The sequence below is a fragment of the Aquimarina atlantica genome (genome assembly GCF_000626715.1).
GTDB classification, from domain to species: domain Bacteria; phylum Bacteroidota; class Bacteroidia; order Flavobacteriales; family Flavobacteriaceae; genus Aquimarina; species Aquimarina atlantica.
This window is the reverse complement of sequence record NZ_AQRA01000001.1, coordinates 65,678-83,956: the sequence shown is the minus strand read 5'-3', so window position 1 is coordinate 83,956 and position 18,279 is coordinate 65,678. Positions and strand designations below refer to the sequence as shown.

The window sequence follows — 18,279 nt, the reverse complement described above, 5'->3', positions numbered from 1 at the left end:
AATAATACGATTCTTACGGGTTTCCGCAATAGGTGTAATTAATGTTTAAAAAATATGATTTTAACACTTCATTGAATAGCTATAGAGCATAGTTTTTTAATCTGAAATTTTATCATTCTAAGTGTATCAAAAGCCTCAATGTTCTTAAGTATATTTTATGTTTATCAAAACAAATCATCAATCTTCCTCAGCAGGACATCCCACTGCATCAACAACAACTCCTTTTGGTGTTCGAGAACATTCATCAATAACATTTATTACACCATCTCCATCATCATCATTTCTTTCGATAAAATCGTCATCAGTACTAATACATGAACTCAATATAAAAAATACAGTAAAAACCATAATAGATAAATAAACTCTCTTTGTTTTCATTATTATAAAATTTTATGTCAACGAATGAACTATTTCATACCGTCTATTTTTTTCACAAAGATGTGTTGATTTTAAATATCAAAAGGTCAAGTAAACAAGGGTAATAAAAATGTAGGTACGTGCCTATAAGCTTATACTGAAAATTCACATTTTTACTGTGCTTCTCAGAGAATTACATTTGTTATATAAGAGGTAAGAATTTACAGGCATAAACTAATTATTTACAAAAAAACAAGTTAAGAATTGAAAAACTCTGTTGGAGTTTTTCCTGTTTGTAATTTAAAATGCTTGTTGAATGTAGATTTTGTATTAAACCCGCAATCATAAGCAAGAGAAATCATTGTATACTTTTTATTTTCTTCAATGGATGCCATCCTGATAAATTCATTTATTCGAAGAGAATTAATATAGTTATGAAAATTTTTACCTTCCATCTTATTAATTACCTGTGATAAATGATTAGGGTGCACGTTTAATTTTTTGGACAATTCTATTAATGTGAGTTCTTGGTTTTTATAACATGAACTTTTCTCCATTAAATCTTTTAGCTTAGTATAAATTTCTGAAGCCATATCTTCACTTAACCCAGACTTAGCATATTTTCCTTTTGAAACACTTTTCTTAGAAACTTCTTTCGTATTTACCTTTTGATTTTCTACGTTTATTTCTTTATCAGGTATTTTAACCACATCAATATTAGAATAAAAAATATTTAATTGATTAATTCCAAAAAAACCAATAAAGAGAACCAAAACAACTATCGCTGTATAGGTTACATCATTTTCAAAAAAAAGAGCTAAAATGAATATAATTCCATTACCAATTGATAAAAGCTTTAACCATTGAAGTTCCTTTTTTTCTATATTCGAAAATATGTTTTTAATATTTTTTTGATGTCTATTTATGACTATTAAGGACCAAATAGAATAAGTCAAACCCGAGATTACTACTACTAATCCTTCTATCATTACAAACCATTCAAAACCTTTGCCTCCATTTTGATAAACAAATATTTTCTGTTCGTCGGTTAATTGATAAAAAGGTATGGTTAATAAAATTAAAATGATAGAGGGAAGAAAATGTAGAAATGCAGTACTTTTCTTTTTAATGGTATTTCCTGTAATTTCAATAACATAAAAATACAACAAAACTCCGTGTAGTACCGGTAAAGCTAACTCAATACCAAGCCAATTTGGGTGCTCAAAAAAATAGCCTGATTTTAAAAAATATCGAAATATTTGAAGCACAGAAATTAAAATGAGCCAGATGACAAGAATTTTATCTGCATGCGATTTTTTCTTTTTTATTAATAACAGCAATGAAAGGAAAACAGCAATAAAAATTCCAATAATAAAAAACATGTAGTTGATTAGTTTTAAAGATACAAAATAACAAAAATGAGAGATAATATGGAACTATACATTCAATAGGAAATGAACTAAAAATGTGTGGTGACATTATATATTATCGTAGCAATAAAGTAATCAATCGATATTTTTGATAAATCACAATGCTTGCAGAAAAGAAAATTTAACTATCATTGTGCAAGAAGTTAAAAAGACAGGTCATATTTTGCCCTGCTACGACACATATATTAAACGTTATCATTAATTAAATATGAAAATAAAATTATCAGTTCTCCTTTTTATTTTAACAATTTTATCTATTAAATCTCAAGAAATAATTGACGAAAAGGAAAAAACTCAAACCGAATTTATTGAGTGGAAAGATGTTGAAATTGCTCCACTCTTTAACGATTGTAAAAGAAAAAAGAAAGAGGAAAAAAATAAAAAATGTACAAAAGACAAAATCAACGGCTTTATACACCTAAAATTAAATACAGAACTGATCTCAAAGGAATTTAAGTCTAGAACGCTAGTTGAGATTAAAATTGAATTTATAATCAATAGTAACGGAGAAATTGAAAACATAAAAGTGGATGGACCAACAGAAACAGCTATAAATAATGTTTATGAAATATTTAGTTTGCTTCCCAAAATGTCTCCTGGTATGAATAACGGAAAAGCTGTAAATGTGAAATATAAGCATTTTGTTCGCTTTTATACATTTTAAAAAAAGGCTATAACACCAAGTATGTAATCATAGTAGTTAAGTGATTAATCGATAGATTCGTGTATATTTGGTAAGACGCAATGTTTGCTCTAAAGAAAAGTTAGCAACCAATGCGCAAAACATCGAAAAGCAAGGTAACAATTTGTTCTGCTACGCCACATATATTAAACGTTTTCACCTATTGAAGAATAAAAAATGATAATTAATATTGACAAATCTAAAAAAGGGATCATAAGACTCAAATATGATGTCAAAGTCAATGGAAAATTAAAATATCATTCAAAATCTAATATTTTACTCCCTTATAATAAAACAGATATTTATGACCTGAATAAAAACAGAGTTCTAAAGGTTTTAGATGAAAGGACAAACTCTAAGTTTTTAAACTTTAATTTGACTTTTAAAGCTTCAAACTACCAATTTAAAAGTGACTCTTTTTTAGAACATAATTTATTTTATCAATCTAAAAAAATTAGCTTTTTCCCACAAAAAGGACATTTGATTTCAATATTCCTGAATAATCAACAAATTGGATATTTTGATAAAAATAAGAAGACTAGATTTAAGGGTAATAAATTTATAATTGAGATAATTGACAATATTATTCCGGAAGAAATCCTAATCGGGTGTGTGTTAGCTTACGACCTGAAATTTTACTCTAATAGAGATATAATCTTAATTTATGATCCTGGTTTTACATCGATTAAACCGTTAAAAAAACATAACGCGAACTGGAAAGAAAATATAAAAAACGTGTGACAACAACATATATGTGATCATAGTCGCTAGGCGATTAATCGATAGGTTCTGTATATTTGGTAAGGCGCAATACTTGCAGAGAGTAAAAGTTAGCAATCAATGCGCAAGAAAAACCGAAAAGCAAGGTAACAACTTGCTCTGCTACGACACATATATTAAACGTTATCATTAATTAAATATGACGGATTTAGAAATCAAAAAGAATATAAGTGAGAAAGCTGTGGAATATGGAATACCTACAGAATATTCATTTTTATATGATGACTTATCCAACAGCTTTAAAAAAGAATTCGAAAGCAATATTGATCAATCTGAATTTGGAATTCCAATAGTTAAGTTTGGGCATCGAAATGGTGACTGGTTAATCGTAGGAACGAAAAAGCTAGCCATTAAAAACGAGAAGTTCTACTTAATTGGAATCGAACAAATTAAAGGATTCGAAATCCCAAAATCAGAATCTGAGAAAGCAAAAAAAAATCAACCGAATAGAATGATTCGGAAGTTTGAATACGAAGTATTAACTATAAATAATCATGATAGGAATTCAATAGATGTTTTGTTGAATAAAAAAATTGACTACTATGGTTTCTGGCACATAATGATACGTCTTCTGTATCTAAAAAAATAATGATAACACTATATAGGTGATCATAGCAGCTAATTGGTCAATCGAATGGTTCTTGTGTTTTTGCAAAGACACATTACTTACAAAAAGTAAAAGTTAGCACCCAATGTGCAAAAAAATTGAAAGTAATAAAACATCTTTTTATTTGGAGCGTTGTCACCAATTACAAAATGAGAACTATTTCGACCGTATTATTTATCCTAACGACCTATCTAACATTCGGCCAATATCCGTTTGAGAAATACCCATCACCGACATACCTAGAATACAAAGACTGGAAATTATATGACTGGACAACCAAAAAACAATCAATCAATTCTACTTTAAAAATTGATCAATTCTTCGATAATAAGGATGCACTGACAATTCAATTGACCTCGTTTACGTCTAATGGGGATAATCCATCAGTTATTCGAGTTTTTCGTAACAAGACGCAGGTTCAAAAAATTACAGAACAAATGTTTTTTTCTTCCCTAAACATTGGACACGAGCCAATTCGTGTTGTAGATATCAACGGTGACGGTCTAAAAGACTTAAAGATTATTGTTCCCTATATGGGTAATGGAATTGCTGAACTAAACGTAAGGGTAATATATCTTTTCCAAACTAAGGATCAGAAGTTCATAAAGATTTCCTTCACAGACATGATGGATGGAAACAGAGTCGAGAGAGATTTTGACGGAAATGGAAATTTTGAAATCATAACAATGAACTTAACCGGATACGAGCGACATAACTATTGGGTTTTTAACATTTTTGAATATAATGAAAGTCAATTAAAATGCTTTAATAACAAGGAAAACTATCCGATTATGATTCAGTTTCTTAACCGAGATAACTATGAAATCACGGATAAAATTGACAGAGAAAAAATGAAGGAATTTGCAATACAACTTCCTGATGATTATGACAGAAAAGAATAAAATAACTGGTGGCTATACTATATATGTGATTATAGTAGTTAAGTAATACTCCAGAGGTTCTTGTATATTTGTAATGGTGCAATGTCTATTCGAAAAAAATTAGCTACCGTTGCGCAGAAAAATCGAAAAGCAAAGTAACATTTTGCCCCGATACAACACATATATTAAACGTTACAATTATTTAAAAAAAAGAATGCGATTAACCATAATATTTATTTTTTTATCCTTGCTATCTTGTAATTCAATTCAAGAAAAAAAAATAGAACAAGAAATTACAGAATGTATTCAAAATAAATATGGTGAATATGGGATTGATTTCAGATCAGAGATATTGAAATTTGAATTTTTTCTGATACAAAACAAATTTCTTAAAAATAGTTCTGGAAAAAGTTACCTCAGTGTATTTGAAACTTTAAATGACGAATTTAAACTTCCTGAAAGATTTGATTATAAAATTGAAAAACTTGACCAAACCAATTATGAGGATTTCATTGAGTGTTTTTATTCAAGGAAAAATGATCCAAGACTTGTAAAAAGTAAATTAAAACAGATATATAATTCCCTAGACAATATTCACAAAAAAAAGAAATATAAACCTTCTGATTTAGCTTCTGCTTTTACCAACAATTTATCAGAAAAAGATTTTGAAAGTGAACTTTATAAATCGTTCTCTCTTTATGTATTTTATATAATGAATTTTTCTTACAATTTAGATAAGAATATTGTAAAAATTGAAATACGTGATGACAATGTAATACTTCTAAACGAAAAAGAAGTTGACATCGAAAATTTAACCACAAAAATATTAGAGTTAGTGAAAAATGAAAATCTAAAAGATTATTCTTTCCAATTAAAAGTTAATGGAAATTCCAGTATGGGTATGATTTCTGATATAAAATCCAAATTGAACGATTTAAATAGTACTAAAGTGGAATATCAATCAAATTAGTCATTGGTAATACAATATGTGATCATAGCAATTAAATAATACTCCAGAAGTTCCTGTATATTTGTAACGGAGCAATGTCTATTAGAAAAAATAACTCCATTGCGCAAAAAAATCGAAAAGCAAGGTAACATTTTACCCTGCTACGATACTTATATTAAACGTTAGGCACAATTTGAATCAACATTATGAGAATACGAACAAACTTCATAATATTTATTTCAATTTTACTTTTGTCAAGTTGTGGAAAATCAGCTGAAGAATTACTAATAGAAGCTGAAAAATATGACGAAATCGGACAGTATGAAAAAGGAATCGAAATTCTGAATCAAGCAATCGAAAAAGACCCTGAATATCTTGGAGCATATATTAATCGTGGAGCTTATAAATCAAGTTTAAAAAATTACGAAAGTGCAATTTCTGATTATCAGAAAGTGTTGGAATTAGACCCTAAAAATACTCTAGCAACTTATAACATTGGAAATAGTTATCGACAATCAGGAAATCTAAAAAAAGCGAAAGAATTTTATGATTTAGCATTTCAGACCAAAGGTGGAGAATTAATAACAATCGACTACGAACCGAATAGTTTTATCGAGAAAAGCTTATTCGATGTGCCAAGTGCAGAAATTTATTATAATCGTGGATTAGTTCATTATGGCTTACTTGATTATGAAAAAGCTTATTCTGATTTTAATAATAGTCTGAAAAATGATTATGAACTTGCCGACAATTACTATATGATTGGTTCTTGTTTATTAATGACTGGAAATACTAAATTGGCTTGTGAGCAATATAAAAAGGCTATTGAATTAGGAGATGAGATGGCAAAATCGGAATTCGAAAAACATTGTGGGAAATAAAATACTGTTGGCAACAATGTATAACCGCAATTACGACGGATTCGACTACGTCCTAATCCACTCAGAATTGCTAATGCCTGTGCTTAACCGAAAAATAGTAACTTTAGACCCGTAACTGACGGTTATACGAGACCGTTATGTGTAATTAAAAGTATCGAATGAAAATAAAAATATCACTTATTTTTACAGTCTTGATCTTGATATTTGGATGTAAAGAATCTGTTTCGCAAAATGCAACTACTAACGAAAGATACACCATTACGAAAACTAAAAATGATGGAGGAAAATTCTCATCTCTAGAACGGAATGAATTAGACGAATTATTAGATTCGTTTTACAGAGAAACATCTAAAAATCTTGATATCGAAAAGAAGAGCATTTTGTTATTTGATGTATTTAAAAATAACACTAATTATATCTGGTATGCTGCTGATCAGAAAACGGATTCCTTTTTTAGATTTATCTCCGACCTAAAGATCGAAAAAGTTAATTTTGAGGAAATAGAAAAATCAATTATTAAAAAAGAATTGAATTCTTTAGGTGAAAAATAAAAAACGCACATAACGCTATATATGTGATCATAGCAGTTAAATGATGAATAGAATGGTTTCTATATTTTTGGTTAGGCGTAATACTTGCTCCAAAGAAAAGTTAACAACCAATGTGCAGAAAGACCAAACACAGAAGTAACATTTTACTCTGTTGCTACACATATGCTAAACGTTACCCACAATTATGAAAAAAAATAGTTTATTAGCGTTTATAATCCTATGCATTATTAGTTGTGGAGAAAAGAAAATATTAGATAAAAGTTTTGAAATAGAGAAACCTGATTTAATGTATGGTGGAATGATTGTCTCTACAAACCCATTTCAGATAGAAAGAGAAAACGGTGAAAGATATATTCGTAAAAAAGGAGGAGTTGGAGGAATAAACTTAGCTAATCCAGAATTAGAAAAATTATATGGTGCTGATATATCAGTTACTGATAGTACCAAAGCCATACTTATTATTGATTTCCCTTTGAAAAAACAAATTGGCTACGAAATACAGAATGATAATGGATTTAATAGAAAAGACCTTGTAATTGAACTAAGTAAAGCATATTCCGAAATTTATTCTGAAAAAAATGAATACGGAATTTGTTGTGATGACCTTTCTGATTTGGAATTAAAAATGATTATGGTCTTCGAAGTAGATGGGAAAATTTATTTGGAATCAAAAGTAGAATCGAAAAAGTAACAGTTGGTAACACTATATATATGATCATAGCAGCAAAGTTATCAATCGAAAGATTATTATATTTTTGGTTCAGCGCAATGCTTGTAGAAAGTAGAAGTTAGCAACTAATGAGCAAGAAAATTCGAAAAACAGGATAACATTTTGCCTTGCTACAACACATATATTAAACGTTAACAATAATTATAATAATACAAGAATGAATCGTGAAATAATAGACATAAACGATTATACAATTTTATTGGAAGAAGCTTCTACTTATAACAATTTGATCGATTCATGTTTTTTTGACGAACCAGTTATTGCTATCGCATTTTACGGTGCAGGAGATGTTGGCCTAAAAGTTAAATATGATAAGAAAACAAAAGAATTTCATCATACTAAGGGCATGGTTTTATCATTTTATGCTGATGATAAAGTTGAATTTGAGCACCATGTCTCTACCCAAAAGCCATTGCAATGTTTAGTAATAGCGACCACTATTAAAAACTTAGACAAATTACCAAATGGTGAAGGTCTATTTCTTGAACAATTTTTGCACCAGCTGGTATACCCTAAAGACCATTATGTTGAGGGGCCAGTATTTAATATGACCCCAGAAATGTTTTTATTGGTCGAACAATTCTTTAACAATAAATATGAAGACAGTCTTAAAATGATGTTTTACAAAAGTCATATAACGGCTTTATTGTCTCACTATTTTGGACAATTGACTATTCAAAAATCAAAAGAAATAAATACTTCGCTACTAGAGAAAATAAATCTTGCACAAGAAATATTACTTTCTGATCTAGAAAACCCACCTTCCTTAACCGAATTGGCTCATAAAATTGGAATCAACACTAATAAACTAAAAATAGAATTCAAGGCACAGTTTGGTGTTCCGGTTTTTAAATATTTACAAAACGAACGTTTAAAGAAAGCTTACAACTTAATTAAAAACGAACAAAAAACTATACAAGAAGCTGCTTGGGCTGTTGGTTATGATAGTTTAGGTTCTTTCTCTAACGCTTTCGAAAAAAAGTTTGGCTACAGACCAAGTCAAGTATAAATTCTTTTCGAATAAATCATAATTCTTTCTGGATAAGTTACTGGTTTAATGCTACTATAGATTTGCTACATAATTTAAAATCAAAATTATGATTAGTAAAAAATTATTTAGCATTATATGTGCCATTGTGGTTTGGATCTTAGGTATTAGTTTTTACCTCTTATCTCATTCTGTACCTATTTTAGAAAATCCCGAACGTCAATCTAATATTGTATTAGTATTGGTCATTATTCCCAGCGCATGGTTAGGCACTTATGTATTCTATAAGTATAATTACATGAAACCGTCTTCATTGGCACTTACCTTTGTACTTGTAGCTATTACACTGGATGTATTGGTAACGGTTCCTGTATTTGTAATTCCAAATGGCGGCAGTTATTCAGATTTTTTTGGAAACCCAATGTTTTATACTATTGTGGTTGAATTTTACTTCACTGTATTGTACTTCGGAAATCATTTAACAAAAAAAATTGAGACATGAAAACCTCTGTTCTTTTTATAACAGTCTTATTAAATGCACTTTCTACAGGTTTTTTCTTTGCTTGGTCCGTATCGGTCATACTGGGCACTAAAAAAGTAGGTCATTTTACGTACTTAGAAACCATGCAAAACATCAATAGAGAAATCTTAAATCCAGCATTTTTTATTGTGTTCTTCGGAAGCCTAATTTCATTAATTATAACGACATGCTTACAATTTTATAACAAACCTATGTTTTGGTTGATCTTGGCATCAACAATCATATATACAATTGGCACTTTTGGTAGTACTGCCTTTGGAAATATCCCTTTAAACAATGAACTAGACGCACTGAACATTACCGGAATTAGCTTAACTGAGCTAAAGAATTTTAGATCTTATTATGAAAATACCTGGAATTACTATCACAGTATCAGAAGCATTTCAAATATGATTTCATTTATCCTTTTACTTATCGCAACATTTACTCAAAAAATATTTTAAAAAAACACATTATGAATACAAACATTTTAATCGTCGGTGGCACCGGTAAAACTGGACGTCGCGTAGCAGAACAATTAAAAAACAAAGGAATAGAACCTCGCATTGGATCAAGACAAGCATTACCAAGCTTTGATTGGGATAATAAAGATACTTGGGTAAATGCCTTAAACGGTATCGAAAAAATGTATGTTACTTATTATCCTGACCTGGCCGTTCCTGGTGCTAAGGAAGCTATACTAAGTCTAACCTATTTAGCAAAAGAATTAGGTATTAAAAAATTGGTTTTGCTTTCTGGAAAAGGAGAAGTCGAGGCCGAAGCTTGCGAAAAAATTGTTATGGATTCTGGCATGGATTATACCATTATTAGAGCCTCTTGGTTTAATCAAAATTGGAGTGAAAGTTTCTTTTTAGATCCTATTTTATCAGGAGAAATAGCACTACCAATGTCTGATGTATTAATTCCATTTGTAGATGCCGATGATATTGCCGAAGTTGCTGCCACTGTCTTACTTGATGATTCTTATAATGGAGAAATCATTGAAGTGACAGGACCAGAATTAATTACTTTTAAGGATGTCATTAATATCATTTCAAAGACTAGTAACAGAAGTTTAAATTTTTACGACATCACTTTAGAACAGTATATAAATGGTATGAAGCAAGTGCAAATACCTAATGATGTTATTTGGTTAATTGAGTATTTATTTAGTCATGTTTTAACGAATCCAGATAATCAACAAGTTGTCAATGATATTGAGCGTGTTTTGGGCAGAAAAGCAAAATCATTTTTAGAATATGCAAAAGACACTGCTAAAACTGGGATATGGAATCAAGCAAAAATCAAATAACTATTGTTAATCGAGTAGACGGGTGACGATCATACGATCGTCACCTCGCCTCTCTTAGTTCTACTGAGTTTATTGTTATGTAATCTATTTGTGAACTGGAAAAGTTTAATCAGTTCACAAATAGCAATCCCTAAAAATCAAATCTATAATTCATTTTAAAAGCTACCCCCCAGTTTTTGCGTATAATATCTTGATTATAATTATCCGAAATCACCAAATAGATATAAGACAAGGGTTTGTACTCCCATTGCAAACGGCTATTGATATTAAAATTATCAAACTGAGTATTGTACTGTATATAGGTAGTCCAGTTTAACCGATTAGAAAAGAAAATTTCACCTGTAAAGCGTGCTAAATGAAAAGTCTCTGTTCCTAATGCTTTTAGGTCTATATCATTTCGTTCATATCGAACTTGTAACCGTGCTAAAGGCATTAATCTATATTGAGCATTAATGGTAACCCGGTTCTTATGTCCACTATAGTAGCTACCATAACTAACATTACCACCGTATTGAAACTTTTTATTGTCGGCAGAAGCATACCCCAAACCAGCGTCCAGATATTTATATTTACCCGCTCTAATAGCATTTCCATTATTTAATGGGTCGAACGCATATTTTAAGTTTACATATTCATATCGTAATCCACCATACAAAAGCGACTGGTCTTTAAATACTAAATCATTATTTACTCCTATGGTTGCTTGTGTAACATCACCCTGATCATCCCAATAGGTTTCATTATACATATTCAAATAGCGGTGATTATCAATGGTTTTAGAATCTTTGTAGAATTTAGTGAAGGTAATACGGCCACTCGCTTGTGTATACCCATCGCGTATGGTGCTTTCTGAAATTGCATCATAATGATATAACCGTGGTACAAAACCAACATCGGTAATATAATTTTTTTCTACTTTTCTAATCCCAGCATACCCAGATACATTAATAGTATTATACCAAACTCCTAGATTGTAAAAATTAGTATCTCCCGAAGTATCATCGGTATTACTACCTGCAAAATTTGCAAGCCCTGTCCATTTATTATTTTTTGATTGATAATTTAAGTTAATTCCTGCTACTCTATTGTAATCATCTGCAAAAGAAAAATCATCTGTTTCCTGTCTATTGATAAGAAACCCTGTGGTTGTAAAAGATTTGGATAATTGTTGTTGTACCACCAGGGCTCCATAATTCTGGGCAGGAGTATCATCTTTGGCTTTTGTTGCCACATTAAGTACTCCTAATCGTGTTTTTTTAGCAATATTTCCAGATAACTTTAGTCCAAAGGATATTTCGTTATTCGCCCCTATTCGTCTAGAATAAAAAGGATTTACTTCACTTACTCCCAAACCTGTAAAAAGGTCACTATTCTCTAAAAAGAAATTACGTCGTTCGGGAAAAAATACCGAAAACCGACTTAAATTAGTTACTTGTCTATCAACATCTATCTGTGAGAAATCGGGATTTATTGTAGCATCTAATTTTAAAGAAGAACTTACATTAAATTGTACATCTACACTCGGTTTTATCTTGGTATTTTCGGTATCATTAGTTACATCTTCTGAATGATTCATGGTAACCGATGGCGTTACAGTAAATCGAGACGATTTATTCTCAGATAAGTTTTCTACCTCAAAGGTTTTAGCAAATCGTAAATCGAACTGGCTATAATTACGATCTATTGGTGTGCTGGTTGTCCACTCATTTAATTTAATATTTCTTGTGTGAAACATAACTCCCCATTCTGGTGTACCTGCCTTATAACCCATTGCCTTTAAAGGAATTTCTACTTCGTATATTTTTAAATTCCCTTTTGTAGAAGTTCTGGCATTCCATGTAGTATTCCAACTTGTACTTACGTTAAAGCCATCTCTACGCCTGGCTACTAATGCGTCTATTAATGCACCACCCATATTAACAATAAAGAAATAACCAGATTGTTGTTGGTTATAGGTATCTATAATGATAGCAAATGAATCGCTTTCGGCTCCAGAAGTTCTGATATCATCTCGTTTTAAAGATCCTATCTGAACATCAGGAGCTGTATCATGATACACCGCACTGATGTACAATTTTTTTCCGTTATGAAACATTTTCACTTCAGTGGTATTAGACGCCAGATCTCCATTGTTGGGTATATAATTAAGGAATCCTCCTTCAGGAATCAAAGTATTCCATACAGGTTCGTTTAGCTCTCCATCTAATTGAATACTGCTGTCACTAAAAACTATTTTCCCCTTCCCTAACTCAGATTGAGCCTGAGCATGAAACATCATAAAAACCAATACTAAAAGAATTACAATCCTCTTCATTTACTTAAATTAAAAAGTTTAACAAGGTGTTTATATTTCGAAACACATTCTGGAAGTAAAGCTATCCGAAGTATGTATTCGTATTTTAAAAAATAGACTAAGCGGTAATTTTCACGTCTGGAAAGTTGTATTTGAAAGAAACAAAGTTTAGTCTATTATATTTCTACTTTTAGCTACAAAAAACCAGTTTTAAGCTACTTTTAATTCTCATCCTCTTTAAAATTGTACTTTAGTGCGTATATGAGTAGTTCTAAAAAAACATCGACATTTTTTAATATTCCCATAGTTAAACATTTTTTGTTTTGGCTAGGTATTTACGCCTATTTTGTTGGCACTGTAAACATGTCTTATTATAGTGGCTATAAAGAGGTTATAGAGCATTATGCCATTTATATTGTATGCCAGGTTATTGTGGCTTATATATGCCTGTATTTTTTAATCCCACGTTTCTTAATCTCGAAAAAAAATATTCGGTTTGCGATAAGCTTATTGTTGTTATTAGCTGGTGTATTTATCATTTTTGTGGGGTTTCACGAATATTATCATATCCCTAGATATTTTAAGTCGGGTGATAATGCCATCTATGATTCTACTACCATTTTTTGGGAGAAATTATTGGATCTTCGTGTCTTTTTCGGTAAGTCTACCATAATTTTAACGCCAACAATATTATTAGTCGTTGCAAATTTTTATAAAGAAAAGCAGGACTATCTACAGCTCAAAGAGCAAAAAATAGCTACAGAATTATCGGTATTAAAACATCAGCTAAATCCACACTTCTTGTTTAATACCTTAAACAATTTATATGCTTTATCTATCGACAAATCTGACAAAGCTCCCGAAGTCATTGCAAAACTATCTGAGATCTTAGATTATATACTGTATGGGTGTAATGACAAATATGTATCGTTAAAAAAGGAAATTGAACTCATAGAAAACTACCTCGATTTAGAAAAAGTGAGATATGATGACCGGGTAGCTATTAGTTTTAATAAAAATGTAGAAGCCGATGTTAGCATTGCACCACTAATTTTGTTGACTTTTATAGAAAACACGTTTAAACATGGGGTTGCACATGAACTTAAGAAAGCGTATATAGATATAAAGATAGCTGTAGAAGAAAAGTTGATTCGGTTTGATATTTCAAACTCAATAGCAAAAAACATGACCTCTGCGAATAAAGAAACTATTGGATTAACCAATGTAAAAAAACAGTTGGAATTGTTATATTTTGATGAGTATTCATTAGATATTAACGAAGAAAATAATTGCTTTAACGTACATTTAAAATTGCCTGTAAAATGACATACAAATGTTTAATAATTGATGATGAAAAGCTGGCTAGAGGACTTATAAAAACACATTTGTCTCAATTAGAGGATTTTGAATTGGTGGCTTCTTGTGGTAGCGCCATAGAGGCTAGTATGATACTCCAAAAAGAAACTATAGATCTATTGTTTTTAGACATTGAAATGCCTGTGTTAAAAGGTACCGATTTTTTTAAAAACCTGGTACACAAGCCTAAAGTTATTTTTACTACAGCTTATAGAGATTATGCTGTTGAAGGGTTTGAATTAAATGCCGTTGATTATATTCTAAAACCTATAACCTTTCAGCGTTTCTTTAGTGCTATAGAAAAATTTAGAACGCTACAAAGAGGAAGTAGCTCTGAGCCTGCCCCTACCCAGGAAAATAAAGATGCTTTTATCTATATACGAAAAGATAGAAAACAAGTAAAAGTATACTTAAATGCTATTTTATACATAGAAAGCTTAAAAGATTATGTCAAAATACATTTAGAAAAAGAAAATCACATTACCAAGTCTAGCATATCTGCTTTTGAAGAAAAGTTAGACGAACGATTTATAAGAGTACATCGCTCATATATCATTAATAAAGATAAAATTGCGGCCTACACAAAAAATGATATTGAAATTGGAAACATCGAAATCCCAATTGGTGAAAATTTCAGGAACAATCTTGCTACTTTTTTAACATAACAAGAAGTAATAACGTAACGTTTTTTGACAACAGTTCTTACTTCCCTCTTCCTAGATTTTAGGATAAGAATATATAGTAATTCTGAATTGACTAAAATCACTTAGATTTGCATATACTCGTATTGATTACAAATTATATAATAACAATTGCTGTTATAGCTTTGTTGTAACACATTCTAAAGGATGCGAATTATCACAAAAATATTAGTTACTGGAATATTAATACTAGCTGGATCATTTAACACGGTTTCTGAATTTGATCTTGAGAATAAATTAATTGGAAATTGGAGTTATTATTCTGACAACAATGAATCTGGAGTTTGGACAAAAGTGGACAAACTTGACCTGACCAAGAGCGGGCTAGAATTCAAAGAAAAAGGAGAACTAATTGTTAGAATGAACTCTGGTTCTTGCGGGACTCCCCCGATCACATACAAAAACTATAATGGAACTTGGAAAAAAATTTCGGACTCAACATTAGTCTTGACCCATAAATTTTGGGGAGGTGTTGCAAAAAGAAGTATTTTGATCAAAACACTCAATGAAAAACAATTGATATTCGAAGCACTGAATGACGAAATAATTCGAAATTAAAACGTGTTACAACAATATATATGTAATCATAGCTACTTAATAATGAACCGAATGGTTGTTGTGTTTTTGGAAAGGTGCAATGCATGCACAAAAGGAAAAGTTAGCAATCACTACGCAGAAGAATCAAAAAGCAAGGTAACAATTTGCTCTGCTATGACACATATATTAAACGTTGGCAACAACTAAATAAACACTCTATATGAAAAAACACTTTCTTTTGATTATTAGCATTTTCATCATATATCACAGTTACTCCCAAGAATATTTTGAAGGGGAAGTCCACTACAAAATGGAAATTACTCCCACAATGGAAAATTTAACTCAAGAAATGCTCAAAAAAGAGATTGGAGATACCATTATAGGCTATGTACGGGAAAGAAAATATGCCATGACAAACAATGCCAAAGGTGATTTAGGAGCAATGAAAATGATTTTTTTATTGGATGAAAACATAATGTATATAGAATATGAAAAATCGGATACTATCCGAATGTCCAGAATCGATAAAATACCTGGTGAGTTATTGAAAATGGAAGAAAATAATGACGATGTGAAGAATGTTTTGGGTGATAAATGCTCATCAATACGTCTTGAATATAAAGATTCTCGGTATGGATTAGAAACTCGTAGTACTCATTATTTTAATCCCAAATATCGTTTAAATAAAGAAGCATACCAAAACCACAAATACGGCTATTGGAATCTATTCGTAGACAAATCCGGATCAATATCGGTAAGAAATGAAGATAATCTATACCCAATATATAAATCAGTAATGGAAGCTTTTAGTATAGAAGAAAAGGAAGTGTCAGATGAATTATTTAAAATTAGTGAAGGCAAAGTGATTAAATCAATGGATTAAAGCTGTCGCCAACAACATGTATAAAACATAGCTAATAAATTATTTCCGAGAGGTTTGTGCTTATTTGCAGAGACCGCCAAATTTTTAAAGCCTGTACTGAGCTTGTCGAAGTATGGCTTTTAAAAATGAATAAATTAAAAACAAAATAAAAAGTTTTGGCTAAGTGCTTAATTAGAAATTCAGTAGTTTTAATCCCCTTACTAACCATAGCTGAGAAGTTGTGCGTCATTGAATCAAACTCCTTAAATATTTAATGAAATTATTAAACACCATAGAAATTGAACCTTGGGATTATACCGAAAATGAATATGAATCCCCAGATGTTTCGCGAGATAAAAACCCTCAGAAATGGAGTGAATTCTGGTACAAGTGTATTTCGGATAGTAATCTACAAAATTTAAAACCTATTGAACTTGGTTCATATTTGGTTGACATAAAAAGTATTGGTGATTCTGAATTAAAAATTATTCTTCAAAAAGAATTAAAAGGTATTGATATATCAAATGTAAAGGAGTATATCGAGCCATTATTTGGTGGAATTGTAATTATAGAAAATGACGACATAATTATTGAACCTACTTGCTGCGGTGACATATCTAACATTCGACATTGGGAAGAAATCGAAAATTCGAAATTAAATCACTGGGAACAATTATGGATTGGTCATCCTTGGGTATATTGTAAACAGAATGTTGATAGTGTTGCTCTTTCAGATTATACCGAAGACTGTCTAGAAGATTTCAAGGAGTTATCCGAAAAATATAAATTCTCAAAGCAGATACTAACTGCCGAAATTAAATCAAGTCGGAAATACCTTTACGATTTTGAAAATCGAATAACAAAAGTTTTAATAGAACTCGGGATTGATAATGCAAGTAAAATTGCAAAACTAATGACAGGAAATAAATAACGCACGCCCAACTATATATTACCACATTTCCTGAAACAAGAAAACAAATGATAAAAGAGCAGAAAATAAGTGTCGGTATAAGAATTGTTTCGATGCTCTTGGATGATATGGTAATGGCATTTATCGCGATGTTCTTTTTTGTTCCAGGGATGATTTTAGGGTTTGCAACAGCTTTTGAAATAAGTCATGAACCGGCCACCGTCGAAATTTTTGGTTTTAATTACATTACATTTATTGGTTTTGCTCTTTATTTCTGTAAAGATTGCATACAAGGACGAAGCATTGCAAAAAGAGTGCTAAAACTTCAAGTCGTCGAAAACTCAAGCGGTAAAGTGGCTTCGCCAATTCGATGTTGTATTAGAAATATATTTTGTATCTTTTGGTGTATAGAAGTGATCGTTACCCTGGTAAATCCTAACAGGAGAATCGGTGATCTGGTGGCAGGAACAAAAGTAGTTCCGTTTCATCCCGAGCATAAACAACCAAAAATTAATAGCATACAAATAGTATTTTCTATGCTTCTTGCTTATGCAGTGGTGATGCTCATGATGCTACCTCTTGAAGCCTGGAAATCAAGAATAAAAAGTAACCAGATAACCTATGTAGCCAGTTCGTTGAATGAACAGGCTGCAAATGAAACCGAACAACTTTTTGCAGATAGCCTGGGAACCCATCTTACTTCTGATGTACGTGTTTATGACCAGCTTGAGCAAAACAAAGATTTAAAATATGTCTCTGTTATACTTAGGCTTAATCAAAACTACTTAGAGAATGACAACAATTACGAAGAAATCAAATCGGTAACTGTTCCTCTAATTTTGGAGAAGTTTCCGGAAGGAACTTTTGTAGGACAGGTTCAATATGTCTATCAACAACACCATAGCACGCATACACGTACATTGACACTGGATTGGAGAAAAAAGGAATAAAA

Annotated in this window: 21 protein-coding genes; 18 read left to right on the top strand and 3 right to left on the bottom strand. The window is 30.8% G+C overall.

Annotation, left to right across the window (positions count from 1 at the left end; all coding sequences use genetic code 11):
* Nucleotides 1-177: 177 nt before the first annotated feature.
* Together ATO12_RS26305 and ATO12_RS00370 are read right to left on the bottom strand one after the other, a co-directional pair.
* The gene (locus ATO12_RS26305) at nucleotides 178-378 is read right to left on the bottom strand and encodes a hypothetical protein (RefSeq protein ID WP_034237601.1); all 201 of its coding nucleotides are present in this window, start codon (nucleotides 376-378) and stop codon (nucleotides 178-180) included.
* 236 nt (nucleotides 379-614) lie between these two features.
* Nucleotides 615-1,739 carry a helix-turn-helix domain-containing protein gene (locus ATO12_RS00370; RefSeq protein ID WP_034237597.1) on the bottom strand — a complete coding sequence of 375 codons (1,125 nt, stop codon included), beginning with the start codon at nucleotides 1,737-1,739 and terminating at the stop codon, nucleotides 615-617.
* Between the two features lie 256 nt (nucleotides 1,740-1,995).
* On the opposite strand from ATO12_RS00370, the gene ATO12_RS00365 reads away from it, so the two are divergent.
* The 12 genes from ATO12_RS00365 to ATO12_RS00310 all read left to right on the top strand — a co-directional run bounded on the left by ATO12_RS00365 (nucleotide 1,996) and on the right by ATO12_RS00310 (nucleotide 10,668).
* Nucleotides 1,996-2,451, top strand: a complete 456-nt coding sequence (locus ATO12_RS00365; protein ID WP_034237595.1) for an energy transducer TonB — start codon at nucleotides 1,996-1,998, stop codon at nucleotides 2,449-2,451.
* 195 nt (nucleotides 2,452-2,646) lie between these two features.
* Nucleotides 2,647-3,210, top strand: a complete 564-nt coding sequence (locus ATO12_RS00360; protein WP_034237592.1) for a hypothetical protein — start codon at nucleotides 2,647-2,649, stop codon at nucleotides 3,208-3,210.
* A 178-nt stretch (nucleotides 3,211-3,388) separates the two neighbouring features.
* The gene (locus ATO12_RS00355) at nucleotides 3,389-3,838 is read left to right on the top strand and encodes a hypothetical protein (RefSeq protein ID WP_034237590.1); all 450 of its coding nucleotides are present in this window, start codon (nucleotides 3,389-3,391) and stop codon (nucleotides 3,836-3,838) included.
* 167 nt (nucleotides 3,839-4,005) lie between these two features.
* Nucleotides 4,006-4,758 (top strand): hypothetical protein, encoded by a 753-nt coding sequence (locus ATO12_RS00350; protein WP_034237587.1) that lies wholly within the window; start codon nucleotides 4,006-4,008, stop codon nucleotides 4,756-4,758.
* Nucleotides 4,759-4,951: 193 nt separating this feature from the next.
* A complete protein-coding gene (locus ATO12_RS00345; RefSeq protein ID WP_034237585.1) occupies nucleotides 4,952-5,707 on the top strand; it encodes an ExbD/TolR family protein in 756 nt (251 codons plus the stop codon).
* A gap of 185 nt (nucleotides 5,708-5,892) precedes the next feature.
* Nucleotides 5,893-6,567, top strand: coding sequence for a tetratricopeptide repeat protein (locus tag ATO12_RS00340; protein WP_081801931.1), 675 nt, complete (start codon nucleotides 5,893-5,895; stop codon nucleotides 6,565-6,567).
* Between the two features lie 158 nt (nucleotides 6,568-6,725).
* Entirely contained in the window at nucleotides 6,726-7,118 is a 393-nt protein-coding gene (locus ATO12_RS00335; protein WP_034237581.1) for a hypothetical protein, read from the top strand.
* A 184-nt stretch (nucleotides 7,119-7,302) separates the two neighbouring features.
* Nucleotides 7,303-7,809, top strand: coding sequence for a hypothetical protein (locus tag ATO12_RS00330; protein ID WP_034237579.1), 507 nt, complete (start codon nucleotides 7,303-7,305; stop codon nucleotides 7,807-7,809).
* Nucleotides 7,810-8,005: 196 nt separating this feature from the next.
* Nucleotides 8,006-8,857 carry a helix-turn-helix domain-containing protein gene (locus tag ATO12_RS00325; protein ID WP_034237573.1) on the top strand — a complete coding sequence of 284 codons (852 nt, stop codon included), beginning with the start codon at nucleotides 8,006-8,008 and terminating at the stop codon, nucleotides 8,855-8,857.
* Nucleotides 8,858-8,945: 88 nt separating this feature from the next.
* Nucleotides 8,946-9,338 (top strand): DUF5367 family protein, encoded by a 393-nt coding sequence (locus ATO12_RS00320; protein ID WP_051575504.1) that lies wholly within the window; start codon nucleotides 8,946-8,948, stop codon nucleotides 9,336-9,338.
* Nucleotides 9,335-9,820: an anthrone oxygenase family protein gene (locus tag ATO12_RS00315; RefSeq protein ID WP_034237572.1), complete on the top strand. Its 486-nt coding sequence runs from the start codon at nucleotides 9,335-9,337 to the stop codon at nucleotides 9,818-9,820. Before ATO12_RS00320 ends, ATO12_RS00315 begins: the two co-directional genes overlap by 4 nt.
* An 11-nt stretch (nucleotides 9,821-9,831) precedes the next feature.
* Nucleotides 9,832-10,668 carry an NmrA family NAD(P)-binding protein gene (locus ATO12_RS00310; protein ID WP_034237571.1) on the top strand — a complete coding sequence of 279 codons (837 nt, stop codon included), beginning with the start codon at nucleotides 9,832-9,834 and terminating at the stop codon, nucleotides 10,666-10,668.
* A gap of 130 nt (nucleotides 10,669-10,798) precedes the next feature.
* Here the strand turns inward: ATO12_RS00310 and ATO12_RS00305 are convergent, their stop codons facing one another.
* Entirely contained in the window at nucleotides 10,799-12,982 is a 2,184-nt protein-coding gene (locus ATO12_RS00305; RefSeq protein WP_131248742.1) for a DUF5916 domain-containing protein, read from the bottom strand.
* 342 nt (nucleotides 12,983-13,324) lie between these two features.
* Between ATO12_RS00305 and ATO12_RS24505 the strand changes: the two genes are divergently transcribed.
* The 6 genes from ATO12_RS24505 to ATO12_RS00275 all read left to right on the top strand — a co-directional run bounded on the left by ATO12_RS24505 (nucleotide 13,325) and on the right by ATO12_RS00275 (nucleotide 18,277).
* Entirely contained in the window at nucleotides 13,325-14,287 is a 963-nt protein-coding gene (locus ATO12_RS24505) for a sensor histidine kinase (RefSeq protein WP_165583302.1), read from the top strand.
* Nucleotides 14,284-14,982 carry a LytR/AlgR family response regulator transcription factor gene (locus ATO12_RS00295; protein ID WP_034237568.1) on the top strand — a complete coding sequence of 233 codons (699 nt, stop codon included), beginning with the start codon at nucleotides 14,284-14,286 and terminating at the stop codon, nucleotides 14,980-14,982. Before ATO12_RS24505 ends, ATO12_RS00295 begins: the two co-directional genes overlap by 4 nt.
* Nucleotides 14,983-15,165: 183 nt before the next feature.
* The gene (locus tag ATO12_RS00290) at nucleotides 15,166-15,576 is read left to right on the top strand and encodes a hypothetical protein (protein ID WP_034237567.1); all 411 of its coding nucleotides are present in this window, start codon (nucleotides 15,166-15,168) and stop codon (nucleotides 15,574-15,576) included.
* 307 nt (nucleotides 15,577-15,883) lie between these two features.
* Nucleotides 15,884-16,438, top strand: a complete 555-nt coding sequence (locus ATO12_RS00285) for a hypothetical protein (RefSeq protein WP_131248741.1) — start codon at nucleotides 15,884-15,886, stop codon at nucleotides 16,436-16,438.
* A gap of 253 nt (nucleotides 16,439-16,691) precedes the next feature.
* Nucleotides 16,692-17,348 (top strand): hypothetical protein, encoded by a 657-nt coding sequence (locus tag ATO12_RS00280; protein ID WP_034237563.1) that lies wholly within the window; start codon nucleotides 16,692-16,694, stop codon nucleotides 17,346-17,348.
* A gap of 47 nt (nucleotides 17,349-17,395) precedes the next feature.
* Nucleotides 17,396-18,277 carry an RDD family protein gene (locus ATO12_RS00275; protein ID WP_034237561.1) on the top strand — a complete coding sequence of 294 codons (882 nt, stop codon included), beginning with the start codon at nucleotides 17,396-17,398 and terminating at the stop codon, nucleotides 18,275-18,277.
* The last annotated feature ends 2 nt before the right edge of the window (nucleotides 18,278-18,279 follow it).

What these genes read in the sequence shown, in the direction of transcription:
- ATO12_RS26305 (WP_034237601.1), bottom strand. Translation starts at nt 378, where the DNA reads ATGAAAACAAAGAGAGTTTATTTATCTATTATGGTTTTTACTGTATTT.
- ATO12_RS00280 (WP_034237563.1), top strand. Translation starts at nt 16,692, where the DNA reads ATGAAATTATTAAACACCATAGAAATTGAACCTTGGGATTATACCGAA.
- ATO12_RS00305 (WP_131248742.1), bottom strand. Translation starts at nt 12,982, where the DNA reads ATGAAGAGGATTGTAATTCTTTTAGTATTGGTTTTTATGATGTTTCAT.
- ATO12_RS00370 (WP_034237597.1), bottom strand. Translation starts at nt 1,739, where the DNA reads ATGTTTTTTATTATTGGAATTTTTATTGCTGTTTTCCTTTCATTGCTG.
- ATO12_RS00355 (WP_034237590.1), top strand. Translation starts at nt 3,389, where the DNA reads ATGACGGATTTAGAAATCAAAAAGAATATAAGTGAGAAAGCTGTGGAA.
- ATO12_RS00315 (WP_034237572.1), top strand. Translation starts at nt 9,335, where the DNA reads ATGAAAACCTCTGTTCTTTTTATAACAGTCTTATTAAATGCACTTTCT.
- ATO12_RS00275 (WP_034237561.1), top strand. Translation starts at nt 17,396, where the DNA reads ATGATAAAAGAGCAGAAAATAAGTGTCGGTATAAGAATTGTTTCGATG.
- ATO12_RS00295 (WP_034237568.1), top strand. Translation starts at nt 14,284, where the DNA reads ATGACATACAAATGTTTAATAATTGATGATGAAAAGCTGGCTAGAGGA.
- ATO12_RS00335 (WP_034237581.1), top strand. Translation starts at nt 6,726, where the DNA reads ATGAAAATAAAAATATCACTTATTTTTACAGTCTTGATCTTGATATTT.
- ATO12_RS00360 (WP_034237592.1), top strand. Translation starts at nt 2,647, where the DNA reads ATGATAATTAATATTGACAAATCTAAAAAAGGGATCATAAGACTCAAA.
- ATO12_RS00350 (WP_034237587.1), top strand. Translation starts at nt 4,006, where the DNA reads ATGAGAACTATTTCGACCGTATTATTTATCCTAACGACCTATCTAACA.
- ATO12_RS00290 (WP_034237567.1), top strand. Translation starts at nt 15,166, where the DNA reads ATGCGAATTATCACAAAAATATTAGTTACTGGAATATTAATACTAGCT.
- ATO12_RS00345 (WP_034237585.1), top strand. Translation starts at nt 4,952, where the DNA reads ATGCGATTAACCATAATATTTATTTTTTTATCCTTGCTATCTTGTAAT.
- ATO12_RS00320 (WP_051575504.1), top strand. Translation starts at nt 8,946, where the DNA reads ATGATTAGTAAAAAATTATTTAGCATTATATGTGCCATTGTGGTTTGG.
- ATO12_RS00285 (WP_131248741.1), top strand. Translation starts at nt 15,884, where the DNA reads ATGGAAAATTTAACTCAAGAAATGCTCAAAAAAGAGATTGGAGATACC.
- ATO12_RS00325 (WP_034237573.1), top strand. Translation starts at nt 8,006, where the DNA reads ATGAATCGTGAAATAATAGACATAAACGATTATACAATTTTATTGGAA.
- ATO12_RS00330 (WP_034237579.1), top strand. Translation starts at nt 7,303, where the DNA reads ATGAAAAAAAATAGTTTATTAGCGTTTATAATCCTATGCATTATTAGT.
- ATO12_RS00310 (WP_034237571.1), top strand. Translation starts at nt 9,832, where the DNA reads ATGAATACAAACATTTTAATCGTCGGTGGCACCGGTAAAACTGGACGT.
- ATO12_RS00340 (WP_081801931.1), top strand. Translation starts at nt 5,893, where the DNA reads ATGAGAATACGAACAAACTTCATAATATTTATTTCAATTTTACTTTTG.
- ATO12_RS00365 (WP_034237595.1), top strand. Translation starts at nt 1,996, where the DNA reads ATGAAAATAAAATTATCAGTTCTCCTTTTTATTTTAACAATTTTATCT.
- ATO12_RS24505 (WP_165583302.1), top strand. Translation starts at nt 13,325, where the DNA reads ATGTCTTATTATAGTGGCTATAAAGAGGTTATAGAGCATTATGCCATT.